Origin of the sequence: Enterobacter sp. RHBSTW-00175, assembly GCF_013927005.1 — a bacterium.
In the GTDB taxonomy this organism is placed as follows: Bacteria; Pseudomonadota; Gammaproteobacteria; order Enterobacterales; family Enterobacteriaceae; genus Enterobacter.
In genome coordinates, this window is record NZ_CP055930.1 from 5,255,035 (window position 1) to 5,281,561 (window position 26,527).

The 26,527-nt window shown below is 52.8% G+C and carries 29 protein-coding genes and 1 pseudogene; 14 read left to right on the forward strand and 16 right to left on the reverse strand.

Annotated features, from left to right (window positions below; all coding sequences use genetic code 11):
• Positions 1–46: 46 nt before the first annotated feature.
• Positions 47–322 (reverse strand): YcgL domain-containing protein, encoded by a 276-nt coding sequence (locus tag HV107_RS25395; RefSeq protein WP_182063594.1) that lies wholly within the window; start codon positions 320–322, stop codon positions 47–49.
• A gap of 124 nt (positions 323–446) precedes the next feature.
• Here HV107_RS25395 and minC point away from each other — a divergent pair, with 124 nt between their 5' ends.
• From minC to minE, 3 genes are read left to right on the forward strand one after another with little or no spacing between them, the layout of a single operon-like run.
• Positions 447–1,154, forward strand: coding sequence for a septum site-determining protein MinC (gene minC / locus HV107_RS25400; RefSeq protein ID WP_182061454.1), 708 nt, complete (start codon positions 447–449; stop codon positions 1,152–1,154).
• Between the two features lie 23 nt (positions 1,155–1,177).
• Positions 1,178–1,990: a septum site-determining protein MinD gene (gene minD / locus HV107_RS25405; RefSeq protein WP_182061455.1), complete on the forward strand. Its 813-nt coding sequence runs from the start codon at positions 1,178–1,180 to the stop codon at positions 1,988–1,990.
• Between the two features lie 3 nt (positions 1,991–1,993).
• Positions 1,994–2,260: a cell division topological specificity factor MinE gene (minE, locus tag HV107_RS25410; RefSeq protein ID WP_003859937.1), complete on the forward strand. Its 267-nt coding sequence runs from the start codon at positions 1,994–1,996 to the stop codon at positions 2,258–2,260.
• 82 nt (positions 2,261–2,342) lie between these two features.
• On the opposite strand, the gene rnd is transcribed toward minE, so the two are convergent.
• The 5 genes from rnd to HV107_RS25435 all read right to left on the reverse strand — a co-directional run bounded on the left by rnd (position 2,343) and on the right by HV107_RS25435 (position 8,722).
• Positions 2,343–3,458, reverse strand: a complete 1,116-nt coding sequence (gene rnd / locus HV107_RS25415; protein ID WP_182063595.1) for a ribonuclease D — start codon at positions 3,456–3,458, stop codon at positions 2,343–2,345.
• An 83-nt stretch (positions 3,459–3,541) separates the two neighbouring features.
• A complete protein-coding gene (fadD, locus tag HV107_RS25420; protein WP_182061456.1) occupies positions 3,542–5,227 on the reverse strand; it encodes a long-chain-fatty-acid--CoA ligase FadD in 1,686 nt (561 codons plus the stop codon).
• Positions 5,228–5,430: 203 nt separating this feature from the next.
• Complete coding sequence (locus HV107_RS25425) at positions 5,431–6,012, reverse strand: Slp family lipoprotein (protein ID WP_182061457.1); 582 nt, start codon at positions 6,010–6,012, stop codon at positions 5,431–5,433.
• Between the two features lie 37 nt (positions 6,013–6,049).
• Positions 6,050–6,745, reverse strand: a complete 696-nt coding sequence (gene tsaB / locus HV107_RS25430; protein WP_182061458.1) for a tRNA (adenosine(37)-N6)-threonylcarbamoyltransferase complex dimerization subunit type 1 TsaB — start codon at positions 6,743–6,745, stop codon at positions 6,050–6,052.
• A gap of 66 nt (positions 6,746–6,811) precedes the next feature.
• The gene (locus HV107_RS25435) at positions 6,812–8,722 is read right to left on the reverse strand and encodes an ATP-dependent DNA helicase (RefSeq protein ID WP_182061459.1); all 1,911 of its coding nucleotides are present in this window, start codon (positions 8,720–8,722) and stop codon (positions 6,812–6,814) included.
• 132 nt (positions 8,723–8,854) lie between these two features.
• Between HV107_RS25435 and HV107_RS25440 the strand changes: the two genes are divergently transcribed.
• On the forward strand, positions 8,855–9,199 hold the full coding sequence (locus HV107_RS25440; RefSeq protein WP_182061460.1) for a RidA family protein: 345 nt from the start codon (positions 8,855–8,857) through the stop codon (positions 9,197–9,199).
• A gap of 6 nt (positions 9,200–9,205) precedes the next feature.
• Here HV107_RS25440 and HV107_RS25445 read toward each other — a convergent pair whose 3' ends face one another.
• The gene (locus HV107_RS25445) at positions 9,206–9,391 is read right to left on the reverse strand and encodes a YoaH family protein (protein WP_182061461.1); all 186 of its coding nucleotides are present in this window, start codon (positions 9,389–9,391) and stop codon (positions 9,206–9,208) included.
• 61 nt (positions 9,392–9,452) lie between these two features.
• Between HV107_RS25445 and pabB the strand changes: the two genes are divergently transcribed.
• The 4 genes from pabB (at position 9,453) to HV107_RS25465 (ending at position 14,673) form a co-directional block, all read left to right on the forward strand.
• Positions 9,453–10,811: an aminodeoxychorismate synthase component 1 gene (gene pabB, locus HV107_RS25450; protein WP_182061462.1), complete on the forward strand. Its 1,359-nt coding sequence runs from the start codon at positions 9,453–9,455 to the stop codon at positions 10,809–10,811.
• 3 nt (positions 10,812–10,814) lie between these two features.
• Entirely contained in the window at positions 10,815–11,393 is a 579-nt protein-coding gene (locus HV107_RS25455; RefSeq protein WP_182061463.1) for a CoA pyrophosphatase, read from the forward strand.
• A 184-nt stretch (positions 11,394–11,577) separates the two neighbouring features.
• Complete coding sequence (sdaA, locus tag HV107_RS25460; RefSeq protein ID WP_014070649.1) at positions 11,578–12,942, forward strand: L-serine ammonia-lyase; 1,365 nt, start codon at positions 11,578–11,580, stop codon at positions 12,940–12,942.
• 132 nt (positions 12,943–13,074) lie between these two features.
• Positions 13,075–14,673, forward strand: coding sequence for an EAL domain-containing protein (locus HV107_RS25465; RefSeq protein WP_182061464.1), 1,599 nt, complete (start codon positions 13,075–13,077; stop codon positions 14,671–14,673).
• Positions 14,674–14,679: 6 nt separating this feature from the next.
• Here the strand turns inward: HV107_RS25465 and yoaE are convergent, their stop codons facing one another.
• Both yoaE and HV107_RS27575 read right to left on the reverse strand, forming a co-directional pair.
• Positions 14,680–16,239, reverse strand: a complete 1,560-nt coding sequence (gene yoaE, locus HV107_RS25470) for a CNNM family cation transport protein YoaE (RefSeq protein WP_182061465.1) — start codon at positions 16,237–16,239, stop codon at positions 14,680–14,682.
• Positions 16,227–16,436 (reverse strand): protein YoaL, encoded by a 210-nt coding sequence (locus HV107_RS27575; RefSeq protein ID WP_409050238.1) that lies wholly within the window; start codon positions 16,434–16,436, stop codon positions 16,227–16,229. The genes yoaE and HV107_RS27575 overlap by 13 nt, the downstream gene beginning before the upstream one ends.
• Positions 16,437–16,702: 266 nt before the next feature.
• On the opposite strand from HV107_RS27575, the gene manX reads away from it, so the two are divergent.
• The 5 genes from manX (at position 16,703) to mntP (ending at position 20,856) form a co-directional block, all read left to right on the forward strand.
• Positions 16,703–17,665 (forward strand): PTS mannose transporter subunit IIAB, encoded by a 963-nt coding sequence (gene manX / locus HV107_RS25475; RefSeq protein WP_182061466.1) that lies wholly within the window; start codon positions 16,703–16,705, stop codon positions 17,663–17,665.
• Between the two features lie 47 nt (positions 17,666–17,712).
• Positions 17,713–18,513, forward strand: coding sequence for a PTS mannose transporter subunit IIC (gene manY / locus HV107_RS25480; RefSeq protein WP_008500490.1), 801 nt, complete (start codon positions 17,713–17,715; stop codon positions 18,511–18,513).
• A gap of 12 nt (positions 18,514–18,525) precedes the next feature.
• On the forward strand, positions 18,526–19,377 hold the full coding sequence (locus HV107_RS25485; RefSeq protein WP_014070653.1) for a PTS mannose transporter subunit IID: 852 nt from the start codon (positions 18,526–18,528) through the stop codon (positions 19,375–19,377).
• A 54-nt stretch (positions 19,378–19,431) separates the two neighbouring features.
• Positions 19,432–19,890: a DUF986 family protein gene (locus HV107_RS25490; protein WP_182061467.1), complete on the forward strand. Its 459-nt coding sequence runs from the start codon at positions 19,432–19,434 to the stop codon at positions 19,888–19,890.
• A 399-nt stretch (positions 19,891–20,289) separates the two neighbouring features.
• A complete protein-coding gene (gene mntP, locus HV107_RS25495; RefSeq protein ID WP_182061468.1) occupies positions 20,290–20,856 on the forward strand; it encodes a manganese efflux pump MntP in 567 nt (188 codons plus the stop codon).
• On the opposite strand, the gene rlmA is transcribed toward mntP, so the two are convergent.
• From rlmA to mgrB, 7 genes and pseudogenes are all read right to left on the reverse strand, one after another.
• Positions 20,853–21,665: a 23S rRNA (guanine(745)-N(1))-methyltransferase gene (gene rlmA, locus HV107_RS25500; protein ID WP_182061469.1), complete on the reverse strand. Its 813-nt coding sequence runs from the start codon at positions 21,663–21,665 to the stop codon at positions 20,853–20,855. The genes mntP and rlmA overlap by 4 nt on opposite strands.
• Positions 21,666–21,730: 65 nt before the next feature.
• Positions 21,731–23,449 carry a peptidoglycan glycosyltransferase FtsI gene (gene ftsI / locus HV107_RS25505; protein WP_182061470.1) on the reverse strand — a complete coding sequence of 573 codons (1,719 nt, stop codon included), beginning with the start codon at positions 23,447–23,449 and terminating at the stop codon, positions 21,731–21,733.
• 218 nt (positions 23,450–23,667) lie between these two features.
• A complete protein-coding gene (cspE, locus tag HV107_RS25510) occupies positions 23,668–23,877 on the reverse strand; it encodes a transcription antiterminator/RNA stability regulator CspE (RefSeq protein ID WP_001062678.1) in 210 nt (69 codons plus the stop codon).
• 12 nt (positions 23,878–23,889) lie between these two features.
• Positions 23,890–24,034, reverse strand: a pseudogene (locus tag HV107_RS25515) (DUF2627 domain-containing protein).
• A gap of 527 nt (positions 24,035–24,561) precedes the next feature.
• The gene (locus HV107_RS25520; RefSeq protein WP_182061471.1) at positions 24,562–25,551 is read right to left on the reverse strand and encodes an MBL fold metallo-hydrolase; all 990 of its coding nucleotides are present in this window, start codon (positions 25,549–25,551) and stop codon (positions 24,562–24,564) included.
• Between the two features lie 23 nt (positions 25,552–25,574).
• Positions 25,575–25,862 carry a YebO family protein gene (locus tag HV107_RS25525; protein WP_182061472.1) on the reverse strand — a complete coding sequence of 96 codons (288 nt, stop codon included), beginning with the start codon at positions 25,860–25,862 and terminating at the stop codon, positions 25,575–25,577.
• Positions 25,863–25,936: 74 nt separating this feature from the next.
• Positions 25,937–26,080 (reverse strand): PhoP/PhoQ regulator MgrB, encoded by a 144-nt coding sequence (gene mgrB / locus HV107_RS25530; protein WP_013096124.1) that lies wholly within the window; start codon positions 26,078–26,080, stop codon positions 25,937–25,939.
• A gap of 160 nt (positions 26,081–26,240) precedes the next feature.
• Here mgrB and HV107_RS25535 point away from each other — a divergent pair, with 160 nt between their 5' ends.
• Complete coding sequence (locus HV107_RS25535) at positions 26,241–26,480, forward strand: YobH family protein (RefSeq protein ID WP_182063596.1); 240 nt, start codon at positions 26,241–26,243, stop codon at positions 26,478–26,480.
• Positions 26,481–26,527 lie beyond the last annotated feature (47 nt).

The following is a 26,527-nucleotide window of genomic DNA, read 5'->3' on the forward strand; positions in this document are numbered from 1 at the left end:
TACGCCCCCTAAACGGTTGATGTGTTGTGCCCGGACGCGCGCCGGACTATTTCTTTCCGTTCACCTCAAGATGCTGTTTTAATAAATTCTCGGGTGGTGGCGGAAGCTGTAAATAATAGCCCTGTTCAGCTAATGCTGATTTCACTTTTTCCAGATCGGCATTAACCAGTTTCTTTCGTCCATCCAGCGGCAGCAGCATTGCCAGCTGCGGACGGCCAAAGTTCTTCATTAATTCTTCAGGCACGCGGGAGAAATCGTCTTTCTTTTCGACATAAAGATAGGTCTGGTCGCGGCTGGTACTTCTATAGATCACACAAAACATGTTTTTACTCTGAATTCTCGGGTGGTTGCTTGCCTCAATATACTCCTGACTATAACATGCCTGATACTCTTCGGAATATCGCAACGACAGCGTTGTGGTTAATAGCAAATTGAGTAAGGCCAGGATGTCAAACACGCCCATCGAGCTTAAAGGCAGTAGTTTCACCTTATCAGTGGTTCATTTGCATGATGCAAAACCCGAGGTTATTCGTCAGGCGTTAGAAGACAAAATCGCGCAGGCTCCTGCTTTTCTGAAGCACGCCCCCGTCGTCGTCAATGTCAGCGGTCTTGATGCCCCTGTTAACTGGAAACTTCTCCAGCAGGCAGTGTCATCAACCGGGCTGCGCATTGTCGGCATCAGCGGTTGCAAAGACGCCGAACTGAAAGCTGAGATTGACCGCGCAGGGCTACCCATTCTGACGGAAGGCAAAGAGAAAGCCCCACGTCCGGCACCTGTTGCCGTGCAAACACCCCCGCTGCCAGTTCAGAACGTTACACCTGTCACAAAAACGCGATTGATTGATGTGCCGGTTCGTTCCGGTCAGCGAATTTATGCACCAAACTGTGATCTGATTGTTACAAGCCACGTCAGCGCCGGTGCAGAACTCATTGCGGATGGCAATATTCACGTCTACGGTATGATGCGTGGGCGTGCACTTGCAGGTGCAGGTGGCGATCGGGATGCACAAATATTTTGTACTCACCTGACGGCGGAACTGGTTTCCATCGCAGGTGAATATTGGCTGAGCGACAAGATCCCAGCCGAATTTTATGGCAAAGCGGCTCGTCTGCGACTGGCAGACGACGCGTTGACCGTTCAACCGTTGAATTGATCCCTTTTTAACAAGGAATTTCTATGGCACGCATTATTGTTGTTACTTCGGGTAAAGGAGGCGTTGGCAAGACCACCTCCAGCGCGGCCATCGCTACTGGTTTGGCCCAGAAGGGAAAGAAAACCGTCGTTATCGATTTCGATATCGGCCTGCGTAACCTGGACCTGATTATGGGTTGTGAGCGTCGTGTGGTGTATGACTTTGTGAACGTCATTCAGGGCGATGCCACGCTGAACCAGGCGCTGATTAAAGATAAGCGCACCGAGAATCTCTATGTTCTCCCGGCCTCTCAGACGCGTGACAAAGATGCCCTGACCCGCGAAGGCGTGGAAAAGGTGCTCGACGATCTGAAAAAGATGGAGTTCGACTTTGTGGTTTGCGACTCCCCTGCCGGTATCGAAACGGGTGCACTGATGGCGCTCTACTTCGCTGATGAAGCGATCATCACCACTAACCCTGAAGTATCGTCCGTACGTGACTCTGACCGAATTCTGGGTATCCTCGCCTCTAAATCACGTCGTGCGGAAAATGGCCAAGACCCAATCAAAGAGCACCTGCTGCTGACCCGTTACAACCCGGGTCGCGTGAACAAAGGTGATATGCTGAGCATGGAAGACGTGCTGGAGATCCTGCGCATTAAACTGGTGGGTGTCATCCCGGAAGACCAATCCGTGTTACGCGCCTCTAACCAGGGTGAGCCGGTTATTCTGGATACGATGGCAGACGCAGGTAAAGCTTACGCCGATACCGTTGATCGTCTGCTGGGAGAAGAACGTCCTTTCCGCTTCATTGAAGAAGAGAAGAAAGGTTTCCTCAAACGCCTGTTCGGAGGATAAGTTATGGCATTACTGGACTTTTTTCTCTCGCGGAAAAAAAGCACCGCCAACATCGCTAAAGAGCGTCTGCAAATCATCGTTGCGGAGCGTCGTCGTAGTGACGCCGAGCCGCATTACCTGCCGCAGCTGCGCAAGGACATCCTGGAAGTGATCTGTAAGTATGTGCAGATTGACCCGGAAATGGTCACTGTACAGCTGGAACAAAAAGACGGGGATATTTCGATTCTGGAGCTGAACGTTACGCTACCAGAAGCGGAAGAGTCACGTTAATCAGGTTTTGTTTTTGTAGCCCCGGTAAGCGCTAGCGCCACCGGGGAGATATTCCGGGCATGGTTTCATGACCCGGCATATTTTATCGCGGATACCCTTCCAGCAGCGTATTCAGGCGATCGGCCATCAGTTCCCCGCGCCAGCCTGCCATCATTTCCGGCAATCCATTCTGTGTTTTCAGCTTCCAGTGCCAGTTCAGCAACTGATTGATCTGACGACGCGACGCCAGCAATTCAGCACCAAGTTTGCTCTCGGTTGCAACGTCCTGCACCAGTGCCTTAATGTCTTTGAACGCCTTGCGGTAACCCGGCATGTCCATCAGATTCAACAGCGGTTCAGGTAGCGCGTCATCCGGCGTTTGCTGAGCTTTTTCCACCAGCGCCAGCAGGGTTTTACCGTGGAAACGGATCTCGCTCCCGGAAAGGCCAATGCTGTCCAGCTCGCCCATGCTACCTGGCATATAACGCGCAACCGCCCAGAGATGTTCTTCACGAACCACAAAGTTAACGGCCAGATCGCGCTCGCGCGCTTTACGCAGGCGCCAGTCGGCCAGCAACTGCAAACAGGCCAACTGACGCGTACGCAGCTGCCATGCGTTGCTGATATCGCGCCAGGCCTCTTTCGGGGAGACCACTTCCTGACGACGCTGCTGTGTCATGCGACACTCGTCCAGCGCCGCAGGCAACCAGCCAGAGGCTTCAGCTTCTTTCATCAGTTGGCCAGCAATCGGCAGCAGATAAAACACGTCTGCCGCAGCATATTCCAGCTGACGTTCGGTTAACGGGCGCGCCAGCCAGTCGGTACGGGATTCGCTTTTATCCAGCGCGATACCCGTGTACTCCTCAACCATTGCCGCAAAGCCCCATGAGAGTGGACGATTGCTGAATGCCGCCAGGATCTGCGTATCAATCAGGGGTTGCGGCATGATGCCAAAGGTGTTGAGAAACACTTCCAGATCTTCACTGCCGGCGTGCAGGTATTTGGTGACGCCAGTATCCAGCAGCAGCTCACGCATCGGCGACCAGTCGGTAATACCAAGCGGATCGATAAGTGAAACATGTTTACCGTCGTACATCTGAATCAAACCCAGCTGCGGGTAGTACGTTCGGGTGCGGACAAACTCGGTATCCAGCGCGATGGCGGGAAAATCACGCGTAACCTCGCACAGCGAAGCCAGCTCGTCGTTGGTGGTGATCATCTGGTAATTCAAAACGGATTCTCTTTTGTTTGCGCCCATAAAAAACGCCGGCTAAACCGGCGTCTGGGCGATTAGCGTGAAGCTCATGCCTTATTGTCCACTTTGGCACGGGCTTCGTCACGTAATTCTCGTCGTAATATCTTCCCGACGTTGGATTTCGGCAGCTCATCGCGAAACTCAACCAGCTTCGGTACTTTATAGCCCGTTAACTGGCGGCGGCAGAAGGTAATAAGTTCCTCTTCGCTAAGCGATGCATCTTTTTTGACCACAAAAATCTTCACCGCTTCACCGCTGCTGCCGGAAGGGACACCCACCGCCGCCACTTCCTGCACGCCGGAGTGCTGCATGACCACGTCTTCAATTTCGTTCGGATAAACGTTAAAACCGGACACCAGGATCATGTCTTTCTTACGGTCAACGATGCGCAGGAAGCCCTCTTCATCCATTACGGCGATATCACCGGTGTGAAGCCAGCCATTTTTGATTATCTCATCCGTGGCGTCCGGGCGCTGCCAGTAACCCAGCATTACCTGCGGGCCTTTTACGCATAACTCACCGGGTTGACCGGGTTCGACTTCGTTATCGTCGTCGTCAACCAGTCTGGCTTCCGTCGACGGAACAGGCAGCCCGATACTGCCACTGTGGTAGTCGATATCGTGCGGGTTTACACTGACCAGCGGAGCACATTCCGTCAGGCCATAACCTTCCAGAAGATACTGTCCGGTGAGTTTAACCCAACGTTCGGCAACGGCCTGTTGCACCGGCATCCCGCCGCCGGCGGACAGATGCAGCGTTGAGAAATCGAGCTGCTGGAACTCTTTGTTATTGAGCAGTGCGTTGAACAGGGTATTCACCCCGGTCATGGCCGTGAACGGATATTTTGCCAGCTCTTTGACCAGTCCCGGGATATCGCGCGGGTTGGTAATCAGTAGGTTCTGACCACCCAGTTCAATAAACAGCAGGCAGTTCATTGTCAGGGCAAAAATGTGATACAGCGGCAGTGCCGTCACGACCAGCTCTTTGCCACGGTGAAGCAATGGCCCATAGGTCGCATTCACCTGTTCGAGGTTTGCCAGCATATTGCGGTGCGTCAGCATGGCTCCTTTTGCCACACCCGTCGTACCGCCGGTGTATTGCAGAAACGCCAGGTCTTCCGCGACCACGTCCGGCTTAACGTATTGCATCCGGTAGCCCGCATGAAGCGCTCGGCGAAAAGAGATGGCATCCGGCAGGTGGTATTTCGGCACCAGGCGTTTGACGTATTTCACAACAAAGTTAACCAGCGTCCCTTTGGCGGTGGAAAGCTGATCGCCCATGCGGGTCAGAATGACGTGTTTAACCTGAGTCTTTTCGACTATTTTCTCGAGGGTATGGGCAAAGTTAGAGACAATCACAATCGCCGCAGCGCCGCTGTCGTTTAACTGGTGCTCCAGCTCGCGTGGGGTGTACAGCGGGTTAACGTTGACCACAATCATCCCGGCACGCAGGATGCCAAATAACGCCACTGGATATTGCAACAGGTTCGGCATCATTAACGCAACGCGATCCCCTTTTTGCAGCCCTAACCCTTGCTGTAAATAAGCCGCGAATGCACGGCTACGTTCCTCAAGCTTACGGAACGTCATCACCTCGCCCATATTCACGAACGCAGGCTGATCGGCATAACGCGCAACTGAATTCTCAAATAATTCAATCAGGGATTGATAACGGTCAGGATTGATCTCCGCAGGGACATCTGCGGGATAACGGTTAAGCCAAACCTTCTTCAATGCATCACCTCTGAAATGAGTGTTCGTCGTCATCACAACCCCGATAATAAACAGTTTGTTAACATTATATTAACTCAGCGTACCAGTTTATTAATTGTTCAGATTTAAGGTTGCGAAGCGCGTCACTCTTTTTTTTAGTTTTGTCCGTAAAAAAACAGAGACAGCGGCTGAGCCGCTGTCTCTTTCCTATTAATAACAGTTAGTTACTCGGTTACAACGGTCTGAACATGTGCAGGTCCTGGGTTATACCAGCCCCATCCCGGATAGCCGTAACGGTATGGATGTGGGCCCCACATCCACGGATCAATAGGCTGCGGTGGCATTATCACCTGCTGCTCAAGCCGCCAGCGTTTATAGCCGTTTACCTGCATGGTCATGAATTTATACGACGTACTGCCGATTTTGCCCTGTACCGTGCCGGTAATGGGGCCGACAACGGTCACCAGTTGTCCGCGAAAATCAACCGGGTCGAGGAAGCCGCTGACGTCAGCATAGATACGCCCGCGCGAGGCCTCACCCAGGACCGGTCTTGCGCCGCTATCCAGAGGGACGGTGGCTATTTCCAGGCGGGTTTTCCCCTGCTGGTTTAAGACTTCAACCACCTTACCGCCAAAACGCGCTTCCTGGCCAACATAGAGCTCAGGCGCATTCATTACGCGCACCAGATCCTGCTGCGGCGTTGGGCTTGTTCCCTTGATCACATCAGGAACGGTAACGCACCCGCTCAGCGCTGCGGCAACAATACCCGCCATCATCAGACGTACTACTTTAGTTTGAACCGCCATGGTGCGACTCCTTTTTCTCAGTTCCTGTTACTGAGATTCACTCGCGGCCCGGAAGTTTCTTCCACGCGACCGTGTTTCGCAAATAAACTGGTTCAGCTTGTTCAACTGCAACGGTTTTTCCTGCGCCGAGCAACTGGCAAGCGATAGGTAACATGTCTTCCGCGGCAGGCAGAAGTATGTTGCCGTCTACCAGCGTTACGCCGGTATCGTTCGCCATCTCAGGCCATGCGGGCCAGCCAGTACCTACCGTTGCCCATTCGCCTGAGAGCTGTTGCAGACGTTCGGTTACTGCTTCCGGTTTGAGTACCGCTTCAGTCTCTTCACCGTGCCAGACGCCGTTTTCGTCGCGGGTATATTCCGCCCAGTAAACTTCACCCATACGTGCGTCAATTGCCGCCAGCACGCGCGTTGCACCGGTCATGCGCCATGCGCCCTGCGCCATGGTTGCCAGTGTAGAAACACCGATCATCGGCAGTTCTGCGCCCAGGGCCAGCCCCTGCGCAATGCCGATACCGATACGTACGCCCGTAAAACTGCCCGGGCCACGGCCGTAGGCCAGCGCATCAAGGTGAGTTAAGGTGGTATTGCCCTTGTTGAGGATCTCTTTTACCAGCGGCAGAATCCGTTGGGTATGTTCTCGTGGGCACTCTTCGAAATGAGCACAGATAGCACCGTCGTTCCACAGGGCAACAGAACAGGCCTCTGTGGCGGTATCAATAGCCAGAATTCGCATGAGTCGTCGCGCTCTCGCAGTGGTCAGTCACAAAATGGCGCGCATTTTAGCACACTCCGGAGCAAATTACTCCGCTGTTGGGTTCGCGAGGAACCGAACCGCGCGTTTAATGTCCCGCGTACGCGGCGCGGGCGGCAGGCTTGCCAGGAAAGTGGCACCATACGGGCGCATCACCAGCCGGTTGTCGCAGATAACCAGCACGCCACGGTCGGTGACATCGCGAATAAGACGCCCTACCCCTTGCTTCAGGGTAATCACCGCATCAGGCAGTTGCACCTCGTCAAAGGGATCGCCGCCCCGCAGGCGGCAGTCTTCCATACGCGCTTTGAGTAATGGATCGTCCGGCGAAGTAAACGGCAGTTTATCGATAATAACCAGTGAGAGCGTATCACCGCGCACGTCTACGCCTTCCCAGAAACTGCTGGTTGCCACCAGCAGGGCATTACCGGCGCTGACAAACTGTTGCAGCAGTTGCCCTTTACTGGTTTCCCCCTGGAGCAGTACCGGTAAAGTCATGGTGGCGCGGAACTGTTCTGCCAGGTCGCGCATCATGGCGTGGGAGGTACAGAGCATAAAGCAGCGGCCATTATTGGCTTCGATCATCGGCTTCAGCATCGCCGCCAGGTGGCGTGCGGCACCGGGCTGGTTTGGCAGCGGCAGATTGCGCGGCACACAGAGCAGCGCCTGTTTTTCGTAATCAAACGGGCTTGGCAGCAGCAGGGATTCGGCCTGCTCAATTCCCAGACGTTCGGTGAAGTGGTGTAAATCGTCATTCACCGACAGCGTTGCCGAGGTAAAAATCCAGCTCCCCGGTTTTTGCGCCATCACCTCTTTGAATTTATCCGCCACGGTTAAAGGCGTCAGGGCCAGGGTGAAATGGCGTGAAGTGCATTCGTACCAGTAACTGAATCCTGGCTGGTTGATCTCTTTGAGTCGTTTCAGACGGCCACGGTACACAGCCGCGCGCTCAAAAGCGGCGTCAAGCAACGCGGAGCGCCCAAGCGACAGTTTTGCCACGTCGTAGCAAAGCTCCAGCGAATCATCCAGCAACAGCAATGCGCGCTGGATATTTTTATCGGCCAGCAGCTCGCGCAGGTTACCGCGATAACCCGGCTCCCCGAGCTGTAAGCGGAAATCCTGCGCGCTTTGCGCCAGACGGTCGGCACATTTTTGCAGCTGTTGGGTATCTTTTAACTCTGTGCGATAGGCAATGGTGAAATCTTTCGCCAGGTCCAGAAGCTGACGGCTGGAGATCGACTGGCCAAAATACTGGCTGGCAATATCGGGCAGCTGATGTGCTTCATCGAAGATCATGACGTCGGCTTCCGGGATCAGCTCGCCAAACCCGCTGTCCTTCACCACCATATCCGCCAGAAACAGATGATGGTTTACCACCACCACATCCGCATCCATTGCCGTTTTACGCGCCTTTACCACAAAACAGTCTTTATACAGCGGGCAGTCGCTGCCAAGGCAGTTATCGTTGGTGCTCGTCACCAGCGGCCAGGCCTGCGAGTCTTCCGCCACGCTCGCACAGGTGCTGATATCTCCGTCTTCGGTCTGATTCGCCCACGCCCGCAGGATGATGACATCACTCAGGGTTTGTACCGGGAGATCGCCCCCGGCCAGCGCCTGTTGTTCCAGACGCTCAAGGCAAAGGTAGTTGGAGCGGCCTTTCAGCAATGCCAGTCGCCCTTTGTATTTCAGTGCCTTAGCCACCGTGGGCAGATCGCGGCTATAGAGCTGATCCTGTAACGCTTTAGATCCCGTGGAGATGATCACTTTCTTTTTTGCACGCAGCGCCGGGGCCAGATAAGCGTAGGTTTTACCGGTTCCAGTGCCTGCCTCCACCACCAGCGGTTGTGCATTGTCGATTGCGTGCGCAACGGCGTGCGCCATATGGCGCTGAGGTTCACGCGGCTTAAAGCCGGGGATCGCCTGCGCTAACTGACCATCTGCTGAAAAATCGTCTGCCACGGTGCTCTCTCACTGTATTTTTACACAGGGATTATGTCAGCCCGCTCTCGCCAGTGCCACCCCAAATAGTGACGAGGCGAGAACAATATGGCAGTCTTGCCGCCTGATATGAAAAATAACGAGGAAACGTTTATGACAATTGTGCGCATTGATGCCGAAGCCCGCTGGTCTGATGTGGTTATCCATAATCAGACGCTGTACTACACCGGCGTGCCGGCAAACCTGGATGCAGACGCTTTCGAACAGACGGCCAACACGCTGGCGCAAATTGATGCCGTGCTGGTCAAGCAAGGCAGCGACAAGTCCCGCATTCTGGATGCGACCATTTTCCTGGCGAATAAAGAGGATTTCGCGGCGATGAACAAAGCCTGGGATGCGTGGGTAGTGGCGGGTCACGCGCCTGTACGCTGTACCGTACAGGCCACGCTGATGAAACCGGAATATAAGGTTGAGATCAAGATTATCGCGGCGGTCTAAGCCCGATTACTCTTCTTCATCTTCGTCTTCAAATCGCGCCACGATCCGCTCGCCGGTATGACTGGCGCGAATTTCCTGCGCGACAACGGTTATCGCCTCGCCGCTACTCATGCCCTGGGTCATCAGTTCCTGAATGCGCTCTACAGCTTTCTGCTGTTGCTCGTGGCTCAGAGAAGGTAAACCTGCAAACATCGTCAACTCCTGCTAAATTATTCGCGCTAATTATTTCACGCTGCCCGGTAGTATGCCACACATGAACATGCGCTTCCCCACTGTTATTATCTTGCCCTGGCGTACAGACGCTGCTGAATTTTGGTTTGCCCGTCTGAGCCATCTTCCTTTTGCGATGCTGCTGCACTCCGGCCACGCAGACCACCCCTATAGCCGCTTTGATATTCTGGTGGCTGACCCGCGGGGTACGCTGGTGACGCAGGGTGACACCACGACGGTATCCCTGGCTGATGTTCAGACCTCCACTGATGACCCGCTCCTCCTGCTTCAGCAGGCTCTCGATTCACTGGACTTACACGCGCCAGCAAACCCCGACCTGCCATTCCAGGGCGGTGCTCTGGGCTTATTTGGCTATGATTTAGGTCGCCGTTTCGAAACGCTGCCGGACCTCGCAAAGCAGGATATTTCCCTGCCGGACATGGCCGTGGGGCTGTATGACTGGGCAATCATTGTTGATCACCGCAAACAGGTCGTTTCCCTGTTAAGTCATACTGATATCGCGCAACGCCGCGCCTGGCTCGACGCGCAAACGCCTGTCGCCAGTCGCGATTTTCGCCTTACTTCCGGGTGGCGTTCGAATATGACGGCGCAGGAATACGCGGATAAATTCGCCAGCGTTCAGGCGTATCTGCAAAGCGGCGACTGTTATCAGGTCAACCTTGCGCAGCGTTTCCAGGCGACGTATCAGGGGGATGAGTGGCAGGCGTTTACCCGCCTAAATGCCAGCAATAAGGCACCGTTCAGCGCGTTCCTGCGCCTTGAACATGGCGCGATTTTAAGCCTGTCGCCGGAACGTTTTATTCATCTGGCGGAAGGGACCATTCAGACCCGGCCAATTAAAGGTACGCTACCGCGTCTTGCCGACCCTGTCGCCGACCGTCAGCAGGCAGAAAAACTCGCCGCTTCCCCGAAAGACCGGGCTGAGAATCTGATGATTGTGGATTTGATGCGTAACGATATTGGCCGTGTTGCCGAGCCGGGTAGCGTGCGCGTACCTGAGCTATTTGTTGTCGAACCCTTCCCGGCCGTACATCATCTGGTTAGTACCATTACCGCGCACCTGCCGGACTCGCGCACCGCTTGCGACCTGCTGCGTGCCGCATTTCCGGGTGGCTCAATCACCGGAGCGCCAAAGGTGCGGGCGATGGAAATTATCGACGAGCTGGAGCCTCACCGTCGTAACGCATGGTGCGGCAGTATTGGGTATGTGAGCCTGTGCGGCACAATGGACACCAGCATTACGATCCGCACCCTGACGGCCTGTGAGGGAACACTGTATTGCTCTGCCGGAGGAGGCATCGTTGCTGACAGCCAGGTTGAGGCGGAATATCAGGAAACCTTTGATAAAGTTAACCGTATCCTGAAACAACTGGAGAACTAACGGGTGGAGAAAGATAACCTGACGCTGGATGATTTTTTGTCGCGATTCCAGCTTTTGCGTCCGCAGACGCGCCGCGAAACGCTGAACAACCGTCAGGCTGCCGTGCTGATCCCGGTTGTGCGGCGCGAACACCCGGGCTTATTGCTCACTCAGCGTTCACCGCACTTGCGCAAGCACGCCGGGCAGGTCGCGTTTCCGGGCGGTGCGGTTGACAGCACTGATGCGTCATTAATTACCGCGGCGCTGCGTGAAGCACAGGAAGAGGTTGCCATCCCGCCTGAGTCTGTTGAAATTATTGGAGTTTTGCCGCCGGTCGACAGCGTAACGGGCTTTCAGGTCACGCCGGTGGTGGGCATCATTCCCCCCGACCTTCAGTATCACGCCAGCGTGGATGAAGTCTCTGCGGTATTTGAAATGCCGCTGGAAGAGGCCCTTCGTCTTGGTCGCTATCATCCTCTGGATATTCAGCGCCGTGGACATGCTCACCGTGTGTGGCTCTCCTGGTATCAGCATTATTTTGTCTGGGGCATGACGGCGGGTATCATTCGTGAGCTGGCGCTGCAAATCGGCCTGAAGCCTTGACTATACTTTACATTCCACCCTTTTCTGCCAGGTTTGCGATCGCTGTCGCGCTATTAGCAAAACAGCTGTTATCCATTAGTTTAATTCATGTGAATAGTTAAGCCGAGGCCAGTGTTCCCTCTTACACTATGCGCAGTTATAACATCGTTACTGGAAACCCGGTAACCCTGTCAGGAGTGTGAAAGTGATTAGTATATTCGACATGTTCAAAGTGGGAATTGGTCCTTCTTCTTCCCATACTGTAGGGCCGATGAAGGCCGGTAAACAGTTCGTCGATGACCTGGTCGAAAAAGGATTACTGGAAAGCGTTACCCGTGTTGCCGTGGATGTCTACGGCTCGCTGTCATTGACGGGTAAAGGCCACCACACCGATATCGCCATTATTATGGGTCTGGCGGGCAATATGCCGGACACTGTTGATATTGATGCCATCCCGGCATTCATCCGCGACGTTGAAACACGCGGTCGCCTGCTGCTGGCAAACGGCCAGCACGAAGTGGATTTCCCGCAGGATGACGGAATGCGTTTTCGCAGCGACAACCTGCCGCTGCATGAAAATGGCATGACCATCCATGCCTGGAACGGCGAAAAAGAGATTTACAGCAAAACGTACTACTCCATCGGCGGTGGTTTTATCGTTGATGAAGAGCACTTTGGCAAAGACAGTGCTGGCGACGTCAGCGTGCCGTATCCGTTCAAGTCTGCCACCGAAATGCTGGCGTATTGCAAAGAGACGGGGCTGTCACTCTCCGGCATGGTGATGCAGAACGAACTGGCGCTGCACAGCAAGAAAGAGATTGAAGACTACTTTGCTAACGTGTGGCAAACCATGCGTGCCTGTATCGATCGCGGTATGAATACCGAAGGCGTACTGCCTGGCCCACTGCGCGTTCCGCGTCGTGCTTCTGCCCTTCGCCGGATGCTGGTTACAACCGATAAATTCTCCAACGACCCGATGAATGTGGTCGACTGGGTGAACATGTTTGCGCTTGCGGTAAACGAAGAGAACGCCGCTGGCGGTCGTGTTGTTACCGCACCAACCAACGGCGCGTGCGGCATTGTTCCGGCGGTGCTGGCCTATTACGATCACTTTATTGAATCTGTCAGCCCGGATATCTATATCCGTTACTTCCTGGCGGCAGGTGCAATTGGCGCGCTGTACAAAATGAACGCCTCTATCTCTGGCGCTGAAGTCGGTTGCCAGGGCGAAGTGGGCGTGGCCTGTTCTATGGCGGCTGCCGGTCTTGCAGAACTACTGGGTGCAAGCCCTGAGCAGGTGTGTGTTGCTGCCGAAATTGGTATGGAGCATAACCTCGGTCTGACCTGTGACCCGGTCGCAGGCCAGGTGCAGGTGCCTTGTATCGAGCGTAACGCAATCGCATCCGTGAAAGCGATCAATGCGTCCCGCATGGCGATGCGCCGTACCAGCGAACCACGCGTATCGCTGGATAAGGTTATCGAAACCATGTATGAAACGGGTAAAGACATGAACGCTAAATATCGCGAAACCTCGCGTGGCGGGCTGGCCATTAAGGTGCAGTGCGACTAATACCTCGCTCTCGCCCATCTGCAACGGATGGGCGAATTTTCCCCTTCTTTCTCGTCGCCTTAGCATTTCCCCACTACACTTTCTCTGTTGCTTCTGGCTTTTGGTGCCAGTGGCGTTTCAGGCGACCGTTTTATGCAAACTGCACAAACGATCATTAAAAACTACCGCCAAAAACGCGTTATCGTCAGTGTCACGGTCGCGCTTCTTACGCTCATCCTTACGCTGGGAATTCGGTTTATTTCACAGCGCAATTTAAATCAGGAACAGATCCGCGACTTTACCAGCCACACCGTTGATTCGATGGATAAAGTCCTGCTTTCGTTAGAAAACCGTCGCGGTATGCTGCAATCATTGGTCGGCCAGCCCTGCACGCAAGCGCATCTGGTGCTGCGAAAGCAAGCCGCCATTTTGCAAACCGTTCGCTCCATCGCGCTGGTCAAGGATGGCGTGCTGTATTGTTCGAGTATCTTCGGAACGCGGGACGTTCTTGTACGTGAGGTACAGCCCACTTTACCCAATAACGCACCCCGGCTCATTTTATCGACCGATCAGTGGCTGCTGAAAGGCAGCCCAATCCTCATCCAGTGGTATCCCGTTTCACAAAGTGGTGAAGATGGGGTGATGGAGATTGTTAACATTGATCTCATCACCCGAATGATGCTGGAGCCGCAACCTCCACTGATTACTGACGTTGTCCTGAGGGTGGGCAACAACTTCCTGCGCTACGGGCAACAGGTGACGGATAACCTGACCTTTGATGATGGCGATTCGCTTCTGCACAAAGCGTCATCACACTATCCCTTCAGCATTACGGTGAGTGGCCCCGGCCCCGGGAAACTGGCGCTGAAAAATCTGCCAACCCAGTTACCGCTGGCGCTCATGCTCAGCCTGCTGCTTGGCTATGTCGCCTGGCTTGCAACGGCCAGGAGAATGAGCTTCACGTGGGAAATTAACATGGGGCTGGCGGCGCGTGAATTTGAACTCTTCTGTCAGCCGCTGGTGAATGCCCGGACGCAGAATTGTGTTGGCGTTGAAATTTTACTGCGCTGGAATAACCCGCGTCAGGGCTGGATTTCCCCTGAAGTGTTTATCCCTCTGGCAGAAGAGCACAACCTGATAGTCCCGCTAACCCGCTATGTTATTACCGAAACGGTTCGTCAGATTGGCTTTTTTCCCGCGTCCTCTGGGTTTCAGATAGGTATTAACGTTGCCGCCAGCCATTTTCGCCACGCCACCCTATTGCAGGATCTCAACCATTCCTGGTTTAACGTGGGTCCGGCTCAGCAGTTGGTTATCGAATTAACCGAGCGCGATGCACTTATGGATGTGGACTACCGGATAGTGCGTGAGCTTCACAATAAAGGGGTGAAGCTCGCCATTGATGATTTTGGGACAGGAAACAGTTCGCTCTCCTGGCTGGAAAAGCTGCACCCGGATGTACTGAAAATCGATCAGTCATTTACTACGGCGATTGGTACGGACGCGGTGAATTCGACCGTGACGGATATCATCATCGCGCTGGGTCAGCGACTCAATATTGAACTGGTTGCGGAAGGTGTAGAAACCGAGGAGCAGGCACAGTATCTGCGCTGCCACGGTGTGCATATCTTGCAGGGATTTTTTTACGCCCGGCCGATGCCGTTGCGGGAGTTTCCAAAATGGCTGGCGGGGAGCTCGCCTCCGCCAGCGCGTCATAACGGGCACATCGTGCCCTTAATGCCGTTACGTTAGAAACACTTATTCATCTTCGTCATGCACTGATTGCTCTTTAACAATACGCACCAAATCAACACGGTAGTCGTTCGCTTCGACAATCGTGATGTGCAACGGCGGCAGTTCGATGATGTCGCCAGCACGCGGAATTTGTCCTTTTACCGAAATGACCAGACCTGCCACGGTGGCAATGTCTTCCTCATCGTTGAGCACGTTTTCAACGCCCAGCGTATGGGATAACGCGTGCAGATCGGTGGTACCTTTTACCAGCCATCCTTCACCATCGGCGACGATTTCCGGGGTTTCATCCGCATCCGGGAATTCACCTGCAATAGCTTCCAGCACGTCCAGCGGCGTGACTAGCCCCTGCACGACACCAAACTCGTTAGTCACGATAACAAAGCTGCCGCGGGCACGACGCAACACGCCCAGCAGGTTAATCGGATCCAGCGTTTCAGGGACCACGATAGCAGGCGATGCTGCGGCAATGGCTTCAACGTTGCCCCCCTCTTCCAGGGCCACCAGCAGCTCTTTCGCGCGCACGATACCGACTATCTCATCGAGTTCACCACGGCACACCGGGAACAGGCTGTGCGGCGACGAGAGCAACTGCTGGCGAATTTCATCAATACTGAGATTAGCGTCTACCCAACTGATTTCACCGCGTGGGGTCATTATCCCGCGTAGCGAACGGGAGGCCAGAGAAAGCACACCGTTAATCATGTAACGCTCTTCTTCGACAAACGCCCCTTCAGGTACCGGAACCGGGTTACGGTTGTCTGAATCAGCCTGCACGTTCACCTGACGGCGACCGCCCATCAGACGTAAGATCGCATCAGCTGTACGGGCGCGCAGCGGCTGATTCGACTGCTGTTTGATAAAGTTACGACGCGCAATCTGATTAAACAGCTCGATGAGGATCGAGAAGCCAATTGCGGCATACAGGTAACCTTTCGGAATATGGAAGCCAAACCCTTCTGCCACCAGGCTCAGGCCAATCATCAGAAGGAAGCTCAGACAAAGTACAACGACCGTCGGATGCTGGTTCACGAAGCGCGTCAGCGGTTTAGACGCCAGCAGCATGACCGCCATCGCAATAACAACAGCCGCCATCATGACCGGCAGATGGTTCACCATACCGACCGCAGTAATCACCGCATCCAGCGAAAACACGGCATCCAGCACCACAATTTGCAGTACCACAACCCAGAAGCTGGCATAGCCTTTACCGTGGCCATCATCGTGCTGTCTGTTCTCTAACCGTTCGTGAAGCTCCGTCGTCGCTTTGAAAAGCAGGAATATACCCCCGACCAGCATGATCAAATCACGGCCGGAGAAGGTGTAATCCATCACGGAGAACAGCGGTTTGGTCAGCGTAACCATCCAAGAGATGACGGACAGCAGCGCCAGTCGCATAAACAGCGCCAGCGAGAGGCCGATCAGACGCGCTTTATCACGCTGTTTCGGCGGCAGTTTGTCCGCGAGAATGGCAATAAACACCAGGTTATCGATACCGAGAACAATCTCAAGTACCACCAGCGTGAGTAATCCCACCCAGATTGACGGGTCCATTAAGAATTCCATGACAAGCTCCTGCTAAAGGAATGACGAAACGGTGCCCCACTCAACGTGGGCAAATCAAGGGTAGACAGAATTGATGTGTGGCGAGAAACGCCGGTGAAAAAGGCATGAAATAGCCTGGAAGATGTCTGACGTCGGTGACGGTCCATACAGTGGGCTGCTGCCCTATACTCCTGAACAATTAAACGGAGGCTAAACATATCAGAGACAATGGGTTATTAGCAAAGATTTACGTTCCTTTGCAAACATCTGTAACACAAGTGCTTTACCTTACCGAAAAATCTGAAATCCGTAGCTAAATTACGGATCTTCATCACATAAATTATTTTTTCACTATCTAAAATAAATCGCGGAAGTCTTAGTTAATTTAACTCTAACCCTTATCTGAATCGATTCGGTTCACCTAATACGATTCTCAGTACGAATGCCTGGCAGACGTATTAATGATAATAAAAGGAGGTAGCAAGTGACCATTGCTATTGTAATAGGCACACATGGTTGGGCTGCAGAGCAGTTACTCAAAACAGCAGAAATGCTGTTGGGCGAGCAGGAAAACGTGGGCTGGATCGATTTCGTTCCCGGTGAAAACGCCGAAACGCTGATTGAGAAATACACTGCTCAACTGGAGAAGCTGGATACCAGCAAAGGCGTGCTGTTTCTCGTCGATACATGGGGCGGCAGCCCATTCAACGCTGCCAGTCGCATTGTCGTCGATAAAGAGCACTATGAAGTCATCGCCGGGGTCAATGTCCCGATGTTGGTAGAAACCTTCATGGCGCGTGACGACAACCCGTCTTTCGATGAGCTGGTGGCATTGGCCGTTGAAACCGGTCGCGAAGGCGTGAAAGCGCTGAAAGCACAACCGGTTGCGAAGCCTGTACCTGCTGCCGTGGCGCCAAAAGCCGCCGCACCAGCGAAACCGATGGGCCCTAACGATTACATGGTTATCGGCCTCGCACGTATCGATGACCGTTTAATCCACGGCCAGGTGGCAACACGCTGGACCAAAGAAACCAACGTTAAACGCATTATCGTGGTCAGCGACGAAGTTGCCGCCGACACGGTGCGAAGCACCCTGCTGACGCAGGTTGCCCCACCGGGTGTAACCGCGCACGTTGTGGATATCGCCAAGATGCTCCGAGTTTATAACAACCCGAAATATGCTGGTGAGCGCGTGATGCTTCTGTTTACTAACCCGACAGACGTAGAGCGCATTGTTGAAGGCGGCGTGAAAATAACCTCTGTTAACATTGGTGGTATGGCTTTCCGTCAGGGGAAAACTCAGGTCAACAACGCGATTTCAGTCGATGAGAAAGATATCGAAGCATTCAACAAACTGAATGCACGCGGTATTGAGCTGGAAGCCCGTAAAGTTTCCACAGACCAGAAACTGAAAATGATGGATTTGATCGGCAAAGTTGGGAAATAACCCCGCGCTGATTTTTCACATAAAGCTTATGTAATAGGAGAAGTGCAATGGAGATTACCACTCTTCAGATTGTGCTGGTGTTCGTCGTCGCATGTATTGCGGGTATGGAATCCGTACTTGATGAATTTCAGTTCCACCGCCCTCTGGTGGCCTGTACGTTGATTGGTGCCGTTCTCGGTGATATGAAAACCGGTATCATCATCGGTGGTACCCTGGAAATGATCGCCCTCGGCTGGATGAACATCGGTGCGGCGGTTGCGCCAGATGCCGCGCTGGCATCCATTATTTCTACCGTTCTGGTTATTGCCGGCCACCAAAGCATCGGTGCAGGTATCGCGCTGGCGATTCCACTGGCAGCGGCAGGCCAGGTACTGACCATCATCGTTCGTACCATCACCGTAGCCTTCCAGCACGCGGCGGATAAGGCGGCCGAAAATGGCAACCTGACGGCGTTGTCCTGGATCCACGTTTCATCCCTGTTCCTGCAAGCAATGCGTATTGCAATCCCGGCCGTTATCGTTGCTATCTCTGTCGGTACCAGCGAAGTGCAGAGTATGCTGAACGCCATTCCTGAAGTGGTGACCGGCGGCCTGAACATCGCAGGTGGCATGATCGTGGTAGTAGGTTATGCGATGGTCATCAACATGATGCGCGCAGGCTATCTGATGCCGTTCTTCTACCTCGGCTTCGTTACCGCTGCGTTCACCAACTTCAACCTGGTTGCTCTGGGTGTGATTGGTGCGGTCATGGCGATTCTCTACATCCAGCTCAGCCCGAAATACAACCGCGTAGCGGGTGCTCCGGCACAGGCTGCTGGTAATAACGATCTCGATAACGAACTGGACTAGCAGGTGAGCGAAATGGTTGATATGACAAAAAATACCACTGAGAAGAAACTCACTCCGGGTGATATTCGTGGCGTGTTCATCCGTTCTAACCTGTTTCAGGGTTCATGGAACTTCGAACGTATGCAGGCGCTCGGCTTCTGCTTCTCCATGGTACCGGCGATCAAACGCCTGTATCCGGAAAACAACGAAGCGCGTCGTCAGGCGATTAAGCGTCACCTGGAATTCTTCAACACCCATCCTTATGTAGCGGCACCGGTTCTGGGCGTTACCCTGGCGATGGAAGAGCAGCGTGCTAACGGCGCAGAGATTGACGATGGTGCCATCAACGGTATCAAAGTGGGTCTGATGGGGCCGCTGGCAGGCGTAGGCGACCCCATCTTCTGGGGTACTGTTCGTCCGGTATTTGCGGCTCTTGGCGCAGGTATCGCGATGAGTGGGAGCCTGCTCGGCCCACTGCTGTTCTTCATCCTGTTCAACGCTGTGCGTCTGCTGACCCGTTATTACGGCGTGGCATACGGCTACCGTAAAGGTGTTGACATCGTTAAGGACATGGGTGGCGGCTTCCTGCAAAAGCTGACCGAGGGGGCGTCTATTCTCGGCCTCTTTGTTATGGGGGCGCTGGTTAACAAATGGACGCACGTGAACATCCCGCTGGTGGTGTCGACCATTACCGGTCAGGATGGTCAGACACGCGTCACCACGGTGCAAACCATTCTGGATCAGCTGATGCCAGGCCTGGTTCCACTGCTGTTGACCTTCGCCTGTATGTGGCTGCTGCGTAAGAAAGTTAACCCGCTGTGGATCATCGTTGGCTTCTTCGTCATCGGTATCGCGGGCTACGCTGTCGGCTTGCTGGGTCTGTAAGTTACTGCTTTATATACCGGGGGCTTGCCCCCGGTTTTTTTATCTGGAGGATGAATGACTGCCACGGACATCGTACTGGTTCTTTTTATTGCTGCCCTTCTGGCTTACGCCATTTATGATGAGTTCATCATGACCCGCCGCCATGGCGAATCGTTGCTCACCATCCCTCTTCTGCGCCGTAACCGCATCGATGCCGTCATCTTTGTGGGTTTACTGGTCATTCTGATTTACAACAACATCATGAGTCACGGTGCATTATTAACCACATGGTTATTATGTGCGCTGGTATTAATGGCGATTTATTTGTTCTGGGTCCGTACACCGAAGGTCATCTTTAAAAGTCAGGGGTTTTTCTTTGCTAATGTGTGGATAGAATATAACCGCATTAAAGAGATGAATTTATCGGAAGATGGTGTCCTGGTTATGCAATTAGAACAACGCCGCCTTCTTATCCGGGTCAAAAATATTGATGACCTCGAAAAGATATACAAGTTACTCGTTAAAACTCAATAAGTTACACTTATAGCACTGGCTATATATTGCAGTATTTTCACGCTGAGAATATAGCCTTAGCTATATTAAGAAGCCAAAAACACTTATATTTATTAACGATAAGTTTACGCTTAAATCTAAATGAAAATCGTTATCAAGTAGTTAATGGAATAATACTTTTCTGTTGTTGTTTTATATTCTAAAAATATGTTAAGGTTGCGCCCGTCGTTGGGGAGTAGCTGATTTCCTGTTTACCAGGAAATGTACGTGTCAACATACTCGTTGAAAAACGTGGCGCGTACGGATCTTTTTGCACAGTTGCGGTGTTCGAAAAGATCAGGCGAGACCATAGATACATTAACTGCTGTTTACTGGGGGCAGTGATGTGTCATATGGATATCTCCCGGTCTGGACGCTCTTATGAATATCTCTGCAACAATTCTTCTGGCTTTCGGCATGTCCATGGACGCTTTTGCAGCCTCCATTGGTAAAGGTGCCACTCTCCACAAACCAAAATTCTCTGAAGCGTTACGCACCGGTCTTATCTTTGGTGCCATCGAAACGCTAACACCGCTGATTGGCTGGGGTCTGGGAATGCTCGCCAGCCAGTTCGTCCTGGAGTGGAATCATTGGATCGCGTTTGTTCTGCTGGTGTTCCTCGGCGGGCGAATGGTTATCGAAGGTTTTCGCGCAAGCAGCGATGAAGATGAAGCACCGCAACACCGCCATGGCTTCTGGTTGCTGGTCACGACCGCGATCGCCACAAGTCTTGACGCGATGGCTGTAGGGGTTGGTCTGGCATTCCTTCAGGTCAACATTATCGCCACCGCCCTGGCGATTGGCTGTGCCACCCTGATTATGTCGACGCTGGGGATGATGGTTGGCCGCTTTATCGGCCCGCTGCTTGGCAAGCGAGCCGAAATTCTGGGGGGTATCGTGTTAATCGGGATTGGTGCCCAAATCCTGTGGGCACACTTCGCCGGTTAATCTTTGCGCTGCCAGCAGTGGATACTGAAATCCGTCTGGCAGCAAAACTCGTTCTGTTTCGCTAACGTCTCCCACACAGCAGGTTTCGCCCGCCACGCAAAGGGCGTCATTTGCAGCAAGGCTACCGCTTCATCCCCTTTGAGTTTCATCTCATACGCGACCGTCTGTTCCTGTTGCAGGCTAAAACCCGCCAGCTGTTCAGAATGCGGTTCATGTAAGCGCACGTCATCGTAAATCAAACCTTTCAGCTCCATCAGATGACGCGGGCCCGGTGTAACGGTAATCACCCAGCCACCGGGTTTTACGACCCGCGCCAGCTCTTCAGCTTTACAGGGCGCATAAATTCGCACCACGGCATCCATGCTGGCATCCTCAAATGGCAAGCGATGGCTGGACGCCACGCAGAACGTCACCGACGAATAGCGCTTCGCCGCCGCGCGGATAGCCACTTTAGAGACATCCAGACCGAAGGTTTCAGCGCCTTTCTCGCGGGCCACATCAGCAAACAATGCTGTGTAGTAACCCTCACCACAGCCAATATCCAGAATGGCTGAAGGCGTCGAAAGGTTTTCTGTCAGTAGCTGTGCAACAGTGTCTCTCAGGGGCTGATAATGTCCGGCATCAAGAAATGCTCGGCGCGCCTGCATCATCTCCGCGCTGTCGCCCGGGTCGCGCGAACGTTTATGTTGCACCGGAAGAAGATTCACATAGCCCTCTTTCGCCATATCAAACTGGTGCCCTTGCGGGCAGGTAAAACTTTTCTCAGAACGCGTCAGGCGCGCGTGGCAAAGTGGGCAACTGAAGGACATGGTGGCTCCGGGCAATCATAAAGGGCGAAAGTGTACCGCTATTCGCCCGGGTTATAAACGCCTGGCTAACGCATGACGATAAGGTGAGTGGAATCCGCCGCTAAACCATCAGGTTTGACGTTTTCAAGGCGTAGCACGTTCCCCATGATCTCGCTGAAAACCGGTGCTGATACTGCCCCGCCGTAATAATCCCCGTTTTGCGGATCGTTAATCACCACCACTAATGCAAAACGCGGCTGACTGGCGGGCGCAACACCTGCGGTGTAAGCCACGTATTTATCAACATATTTACCGTCATCACCGATTTTTTTCGCTGTCCCGGTTTTAACCGCTACACGATAATCGCGTACCGCAGCCTTAATGCCACCGCCACCCGGCAGCGCCACGCTTTCCATCATATGCTCAACTTCATGGGCAATCTCCTCAGACATCACCCTGTGCCCGATTACCGGAGGATCAATTCGGGTTATCGACAACGGGCGCTCCAGCCCATAGCTGCCAATGGTAGCGTAGACATGCGCCAGTTGCAGTGGCGTGACCATCAGCCCGTAGCCAAACGCGAAGGTGGCCCGGTCGAGCTGGCTCCAGAATTTACGCTGCGGCAGCAAGCCCGAGCTTTCCCCCGTTAAGCCAAGCCCGGTGTTCGTACCAAAACCAAAGTTCTTATAGGTATCAAGCAATCGCTGGATCGGCATCGCCAGCGAGAGCCGCGACACCCCTGTGTCGCTCGATTTTTGCAATATACCGGTCATCGTCAGTTCAGGGTAATACCCCACATCCCGAATGCGGTGGCCATCAAGCATGTACGGATGGGTATCTATCACGCTGTCGGGCTTTACCAGCCCTTGCTGTAACGCGGTCATCAACACCAGAGGCTTGACGGTAGAGCCCGGTTCAAAGGTGTCGCTGATGGCGCGATTGCGAAAATCGTTCAAAGTCGCACCATCACGATTATTAGGGTTGAAATCAGGGAAACTCGCCATCGCCAGGATCTCGCCCGTCTGGACGTTAATCAGAACAGAGGCGCCAGATTCGGCTTTATTCCACACGACAGCGTTATCCAGCGCATCTTCCGTAATGGTTTGCAGACGCTCATCAATACTAAGCTGGATGTTGTGCGCTGGAACCGGCGCTATCTCAGTCAGGTTTTCAACCACGCGCCCGTAGCGGTCTTCCCTCACCTGCCTGACGCCGGCTTTCCCTGAAAGTTGTGCGTTAAAGCTTTTCTCAACCCCTTCAATGCCCTGCCCGTCAATATTCGTGAACCCTATCAGGTTGGCTGCAACATGACCGGCGGGATAAAAGCGCCGCGATTCGTCGCGCAAGTTGATGCCTGGCAGATTGAGTTTATCGATCCATTGCGCCTGAGAAGGGTCAACCTGACGGGCAAGATAAATAAAGCGCCCCTGCGGTGTGCTGTTGATTCGGGCAGAGAGTGTGCCAAGAGAGAGATGTAATGCATTCGCCAGCGCCTGCCAGCGTTCATCAAACCCCACACCACCTTTTGCCAGCACGGTTTTCGGATCAGCCCAGACAGCTCTTACCGGTACACTGACAGCAAGCGGTCTGTTTTCCCTGTCAACAATCATCCCGCGAGGCGCATCAATCGCGACTTCACGCAGCGAGCGCATATCTTCCTGCTTAACGAGATTGTCAGGTTTGATGATTTGCAACCAGGCAACACGGCCCAGTAAGAAAGCCAGACTACAAAAAATAGCAAGACACAGCAGCGCAAAACGAGCCGGGGTAAAGTTTCCGGCTGTCGTTATCGTTTTCTTTTTCACCTGAACCCCAGGTCCGTTGAACAACGCCCTGATTTAACGGGAAAAGGCCGGCTGACGCGGTGAAAACAATGCTAATAACCTCGTAGCTTTGCAACAAGTTGCTAACAAGGCGTTCATTCGTAATATTTTGAAAGATAAGGCAATAAAAAAGCCCCGCATAAGCGAGGCTTTATATCTGAGATCGAAGCGCAGAAGCACTTCAGTCAGCAGTGGTTCGATCAGATAGCAGTTACGTTAACTGCAGCTGGGCCTTTCTGGCCGTCCTGAATTTCGAACTCAACGTTCTGGCCTTCAGCCAGAGTTTTGAAGCCGTTACCCTGGATTGCAGAGAAGTGTACGAACACATCTTTGCTGCCGTCAGCAGGAGTAATGAAACCAAAACCTTTAGACTCGTTGAACCACTTAACTTGACCTTTAATCTTTGCCATTTGCAAAATTCCTTAGAGTGTTTTCTTAGCCCGCAGGCATTGACTGAGATAAAACTGAGACATTACTGCTTGAGGCACTAATATAAGGTTCGGCAGAGAAGCGGTATTCAACGACAACGTGTTTACTCAGGACTTCTTTACTGAAAATGCCACACATAAACAGAACTGTACCTCGTTTGACCCAAAACGTGTTATCACACACAACGTTAATTATGGCAAGCCATTTTTAAACGTGTCTAGATCCGCCGCACAAATTCTGGCGCTGCCTTGCAACCTTCTGCACAATTATGCGCAATGTTTGCGATCGGCATTACCAGCCTGAACTGCATTAACGATGTTTTCACAACCGCTGTAATCTAAGACTTTTTTACCTTAGCTCAATCACTTCGGTGCGTCCAGCGCCAGGCAAAAGAATCCTCCATGCAATGATTGAGTTAGAACAAATTGTGAAAAGTTATGCTTAAATCATTCCAACGTACCGGAGCTGTTGTAATGAAAATACGTTGTTAATAAACCCGCCCGAGTTGTATTAAAATTCACCGCTTAATAAATATCGTTATGCACCAAAATAATGAAATTTTTATGACTCTGCCTCAAAAGAAGGCAAGCAAAACGTTTCGATAAAAATAAAATTCTCTTTGCGTGATTAAAATACAGAATATATGCAACAAATCAGCGCTGCGTTTAGAAGGGTAAATATTCACCAATTTTCAGTGTCCTGAATGAATCATTAACTGGTGCTAAATTGGCGAGTGCCTGATTTAACTCCTTCACCGGTTCTTCCAGCGATTCATCCCCCAATTCAAACACGCCCCAGTGAATGGGGAATGCCAGCGGAGCACCCAGTTGTTGCCATAACGCAACGGCAGATTGCGGGTCCATATGATGTACTGACATGAACCAGCGCGGTGCATACGCGCCAACCGGCAATGCGGCAGCGTCAATCTTTCCAAGCCGTTCGGGGATGGTGAGCAGCTCCGGCGTATAACCCGTATCACCGCTAAACCAAAAGCGATGATGACGGCTTTCAAATACCCAGCCGCACCAGAGGGAGCGATTTCGGTTCCACGGCGTGCGCATACTCCAGTGCTGCGCGGGTACAGCCGTGAGCGTCATACCCTGCCACGTTATGCTCTGCCACCAGTCGAGTTCAGTCACATTTTTTGCTCCCCGACGACGAAACCAGCTCGCCAGACCTAGTGGCACAAACACGTGCAGATCGGGGAAACGACGCAACAGATGACGAACGGTGGCGGCATCGAGGTGATCATAGTGATTATGGGAAATGGCCAGAATATCGAGCTGCGGGAGTTTATCGACAGAGATAACCGGAGGCGTTTTACGCTCGGGCCCAAGAAAAGGAAACGGAGAGGCACGTCGGGAAAAAACGGGATCGGTCAGGATGTAATTCCCGTCCATACGCAATAGCATACTGGCATGGCCCAGCCACCATACGCCATCTTCGGATAACGTGTTAAGGGTTACAGGCTGCCACCACTGCTTAAGAAAGGTGTCATAGCCCGCTGCGGGCGGTTTAGGCAACCCAGCTGATTTACGCTCTTTTCGCCAGCGTTCGACATCGCCCTGCTGATGGCCAGCGGGCAGCGTATTGCGAAAACCAGCGGGGGTGTGATGCTTCAGGGAGGGGTCATACCAGGGATTTTTCCAGACCACAGCCACCTCCCGTGAATCACAGATTAACGTTCAGCCACCAGGCGAATAAAATCGTCTTCTTCTTTATCTTCAACAACCGCTTCTTTTGCCGCTTCTTTCTCTTCCGGCTCGTTGGCTTCACACAGACGGCGCAGCAAGGCATTCTGTCGTTTCTGCTGATCGAGCAATGCTTCCAGTAACTCAATTTGCTCGTTTGTACGGGAACTGGCGCGATTGACGAAAAACCACAGAACCAAACCCACAACCATAATAACCAAAGAGATAACCAGGGACGCCATGCTCAGCAGCCCTGAATTCAGTAACTCACCCATTTCACCACCTCAATAAAAACGTCTATTTTACCACTGGCGCGAAGGAAGGAAATCACCTTGAGAAAAAATGAGTCTTACCACGGAATAAACTTATTGATTGCACAAACGCCACTGAAGAACTGTACATCCTGATCGCACATCACATTGATAGTCTGCGTCCACAACACCACGCATGCTATCAGCACGATAACCAGAATTACCCAGCGTATTTTTTTCACTCCACACTCCGTCTTATGACCTGATGTAACCAGGTTAGCATGGCTATCTTAAACAGGGGCTAACTGTACTGTCATCAAGTACTTTTCGGAATAGTGCACTTGTTTCATTGCGTAAACCCGTTACGCTTAAAGGCATGACAACTAACAAAAAGAGGCAATGATGCATTTTATCATTCGCACTATTATTGCACTGGCCATTATCTGGATTGGCCTGTTGTTAACCGGATACGGTGTACTTGTGGGAAGTACCGAAAATGCGGCGGGCTTAGGTATTCAGTGTAAGTATGTGACGGCCCGTGGAGTCAGTACTGCACAATACCTGCATTCAGACAGCGGCTTCATTGGGTTAACGAACTGTCCGGTGCTGCGCAAGATGACGGTTGTTATCGATAACGGTTAACACCATAACGGGAATTAATAAAAAAACGCCGCGATTACGCGGCGTTT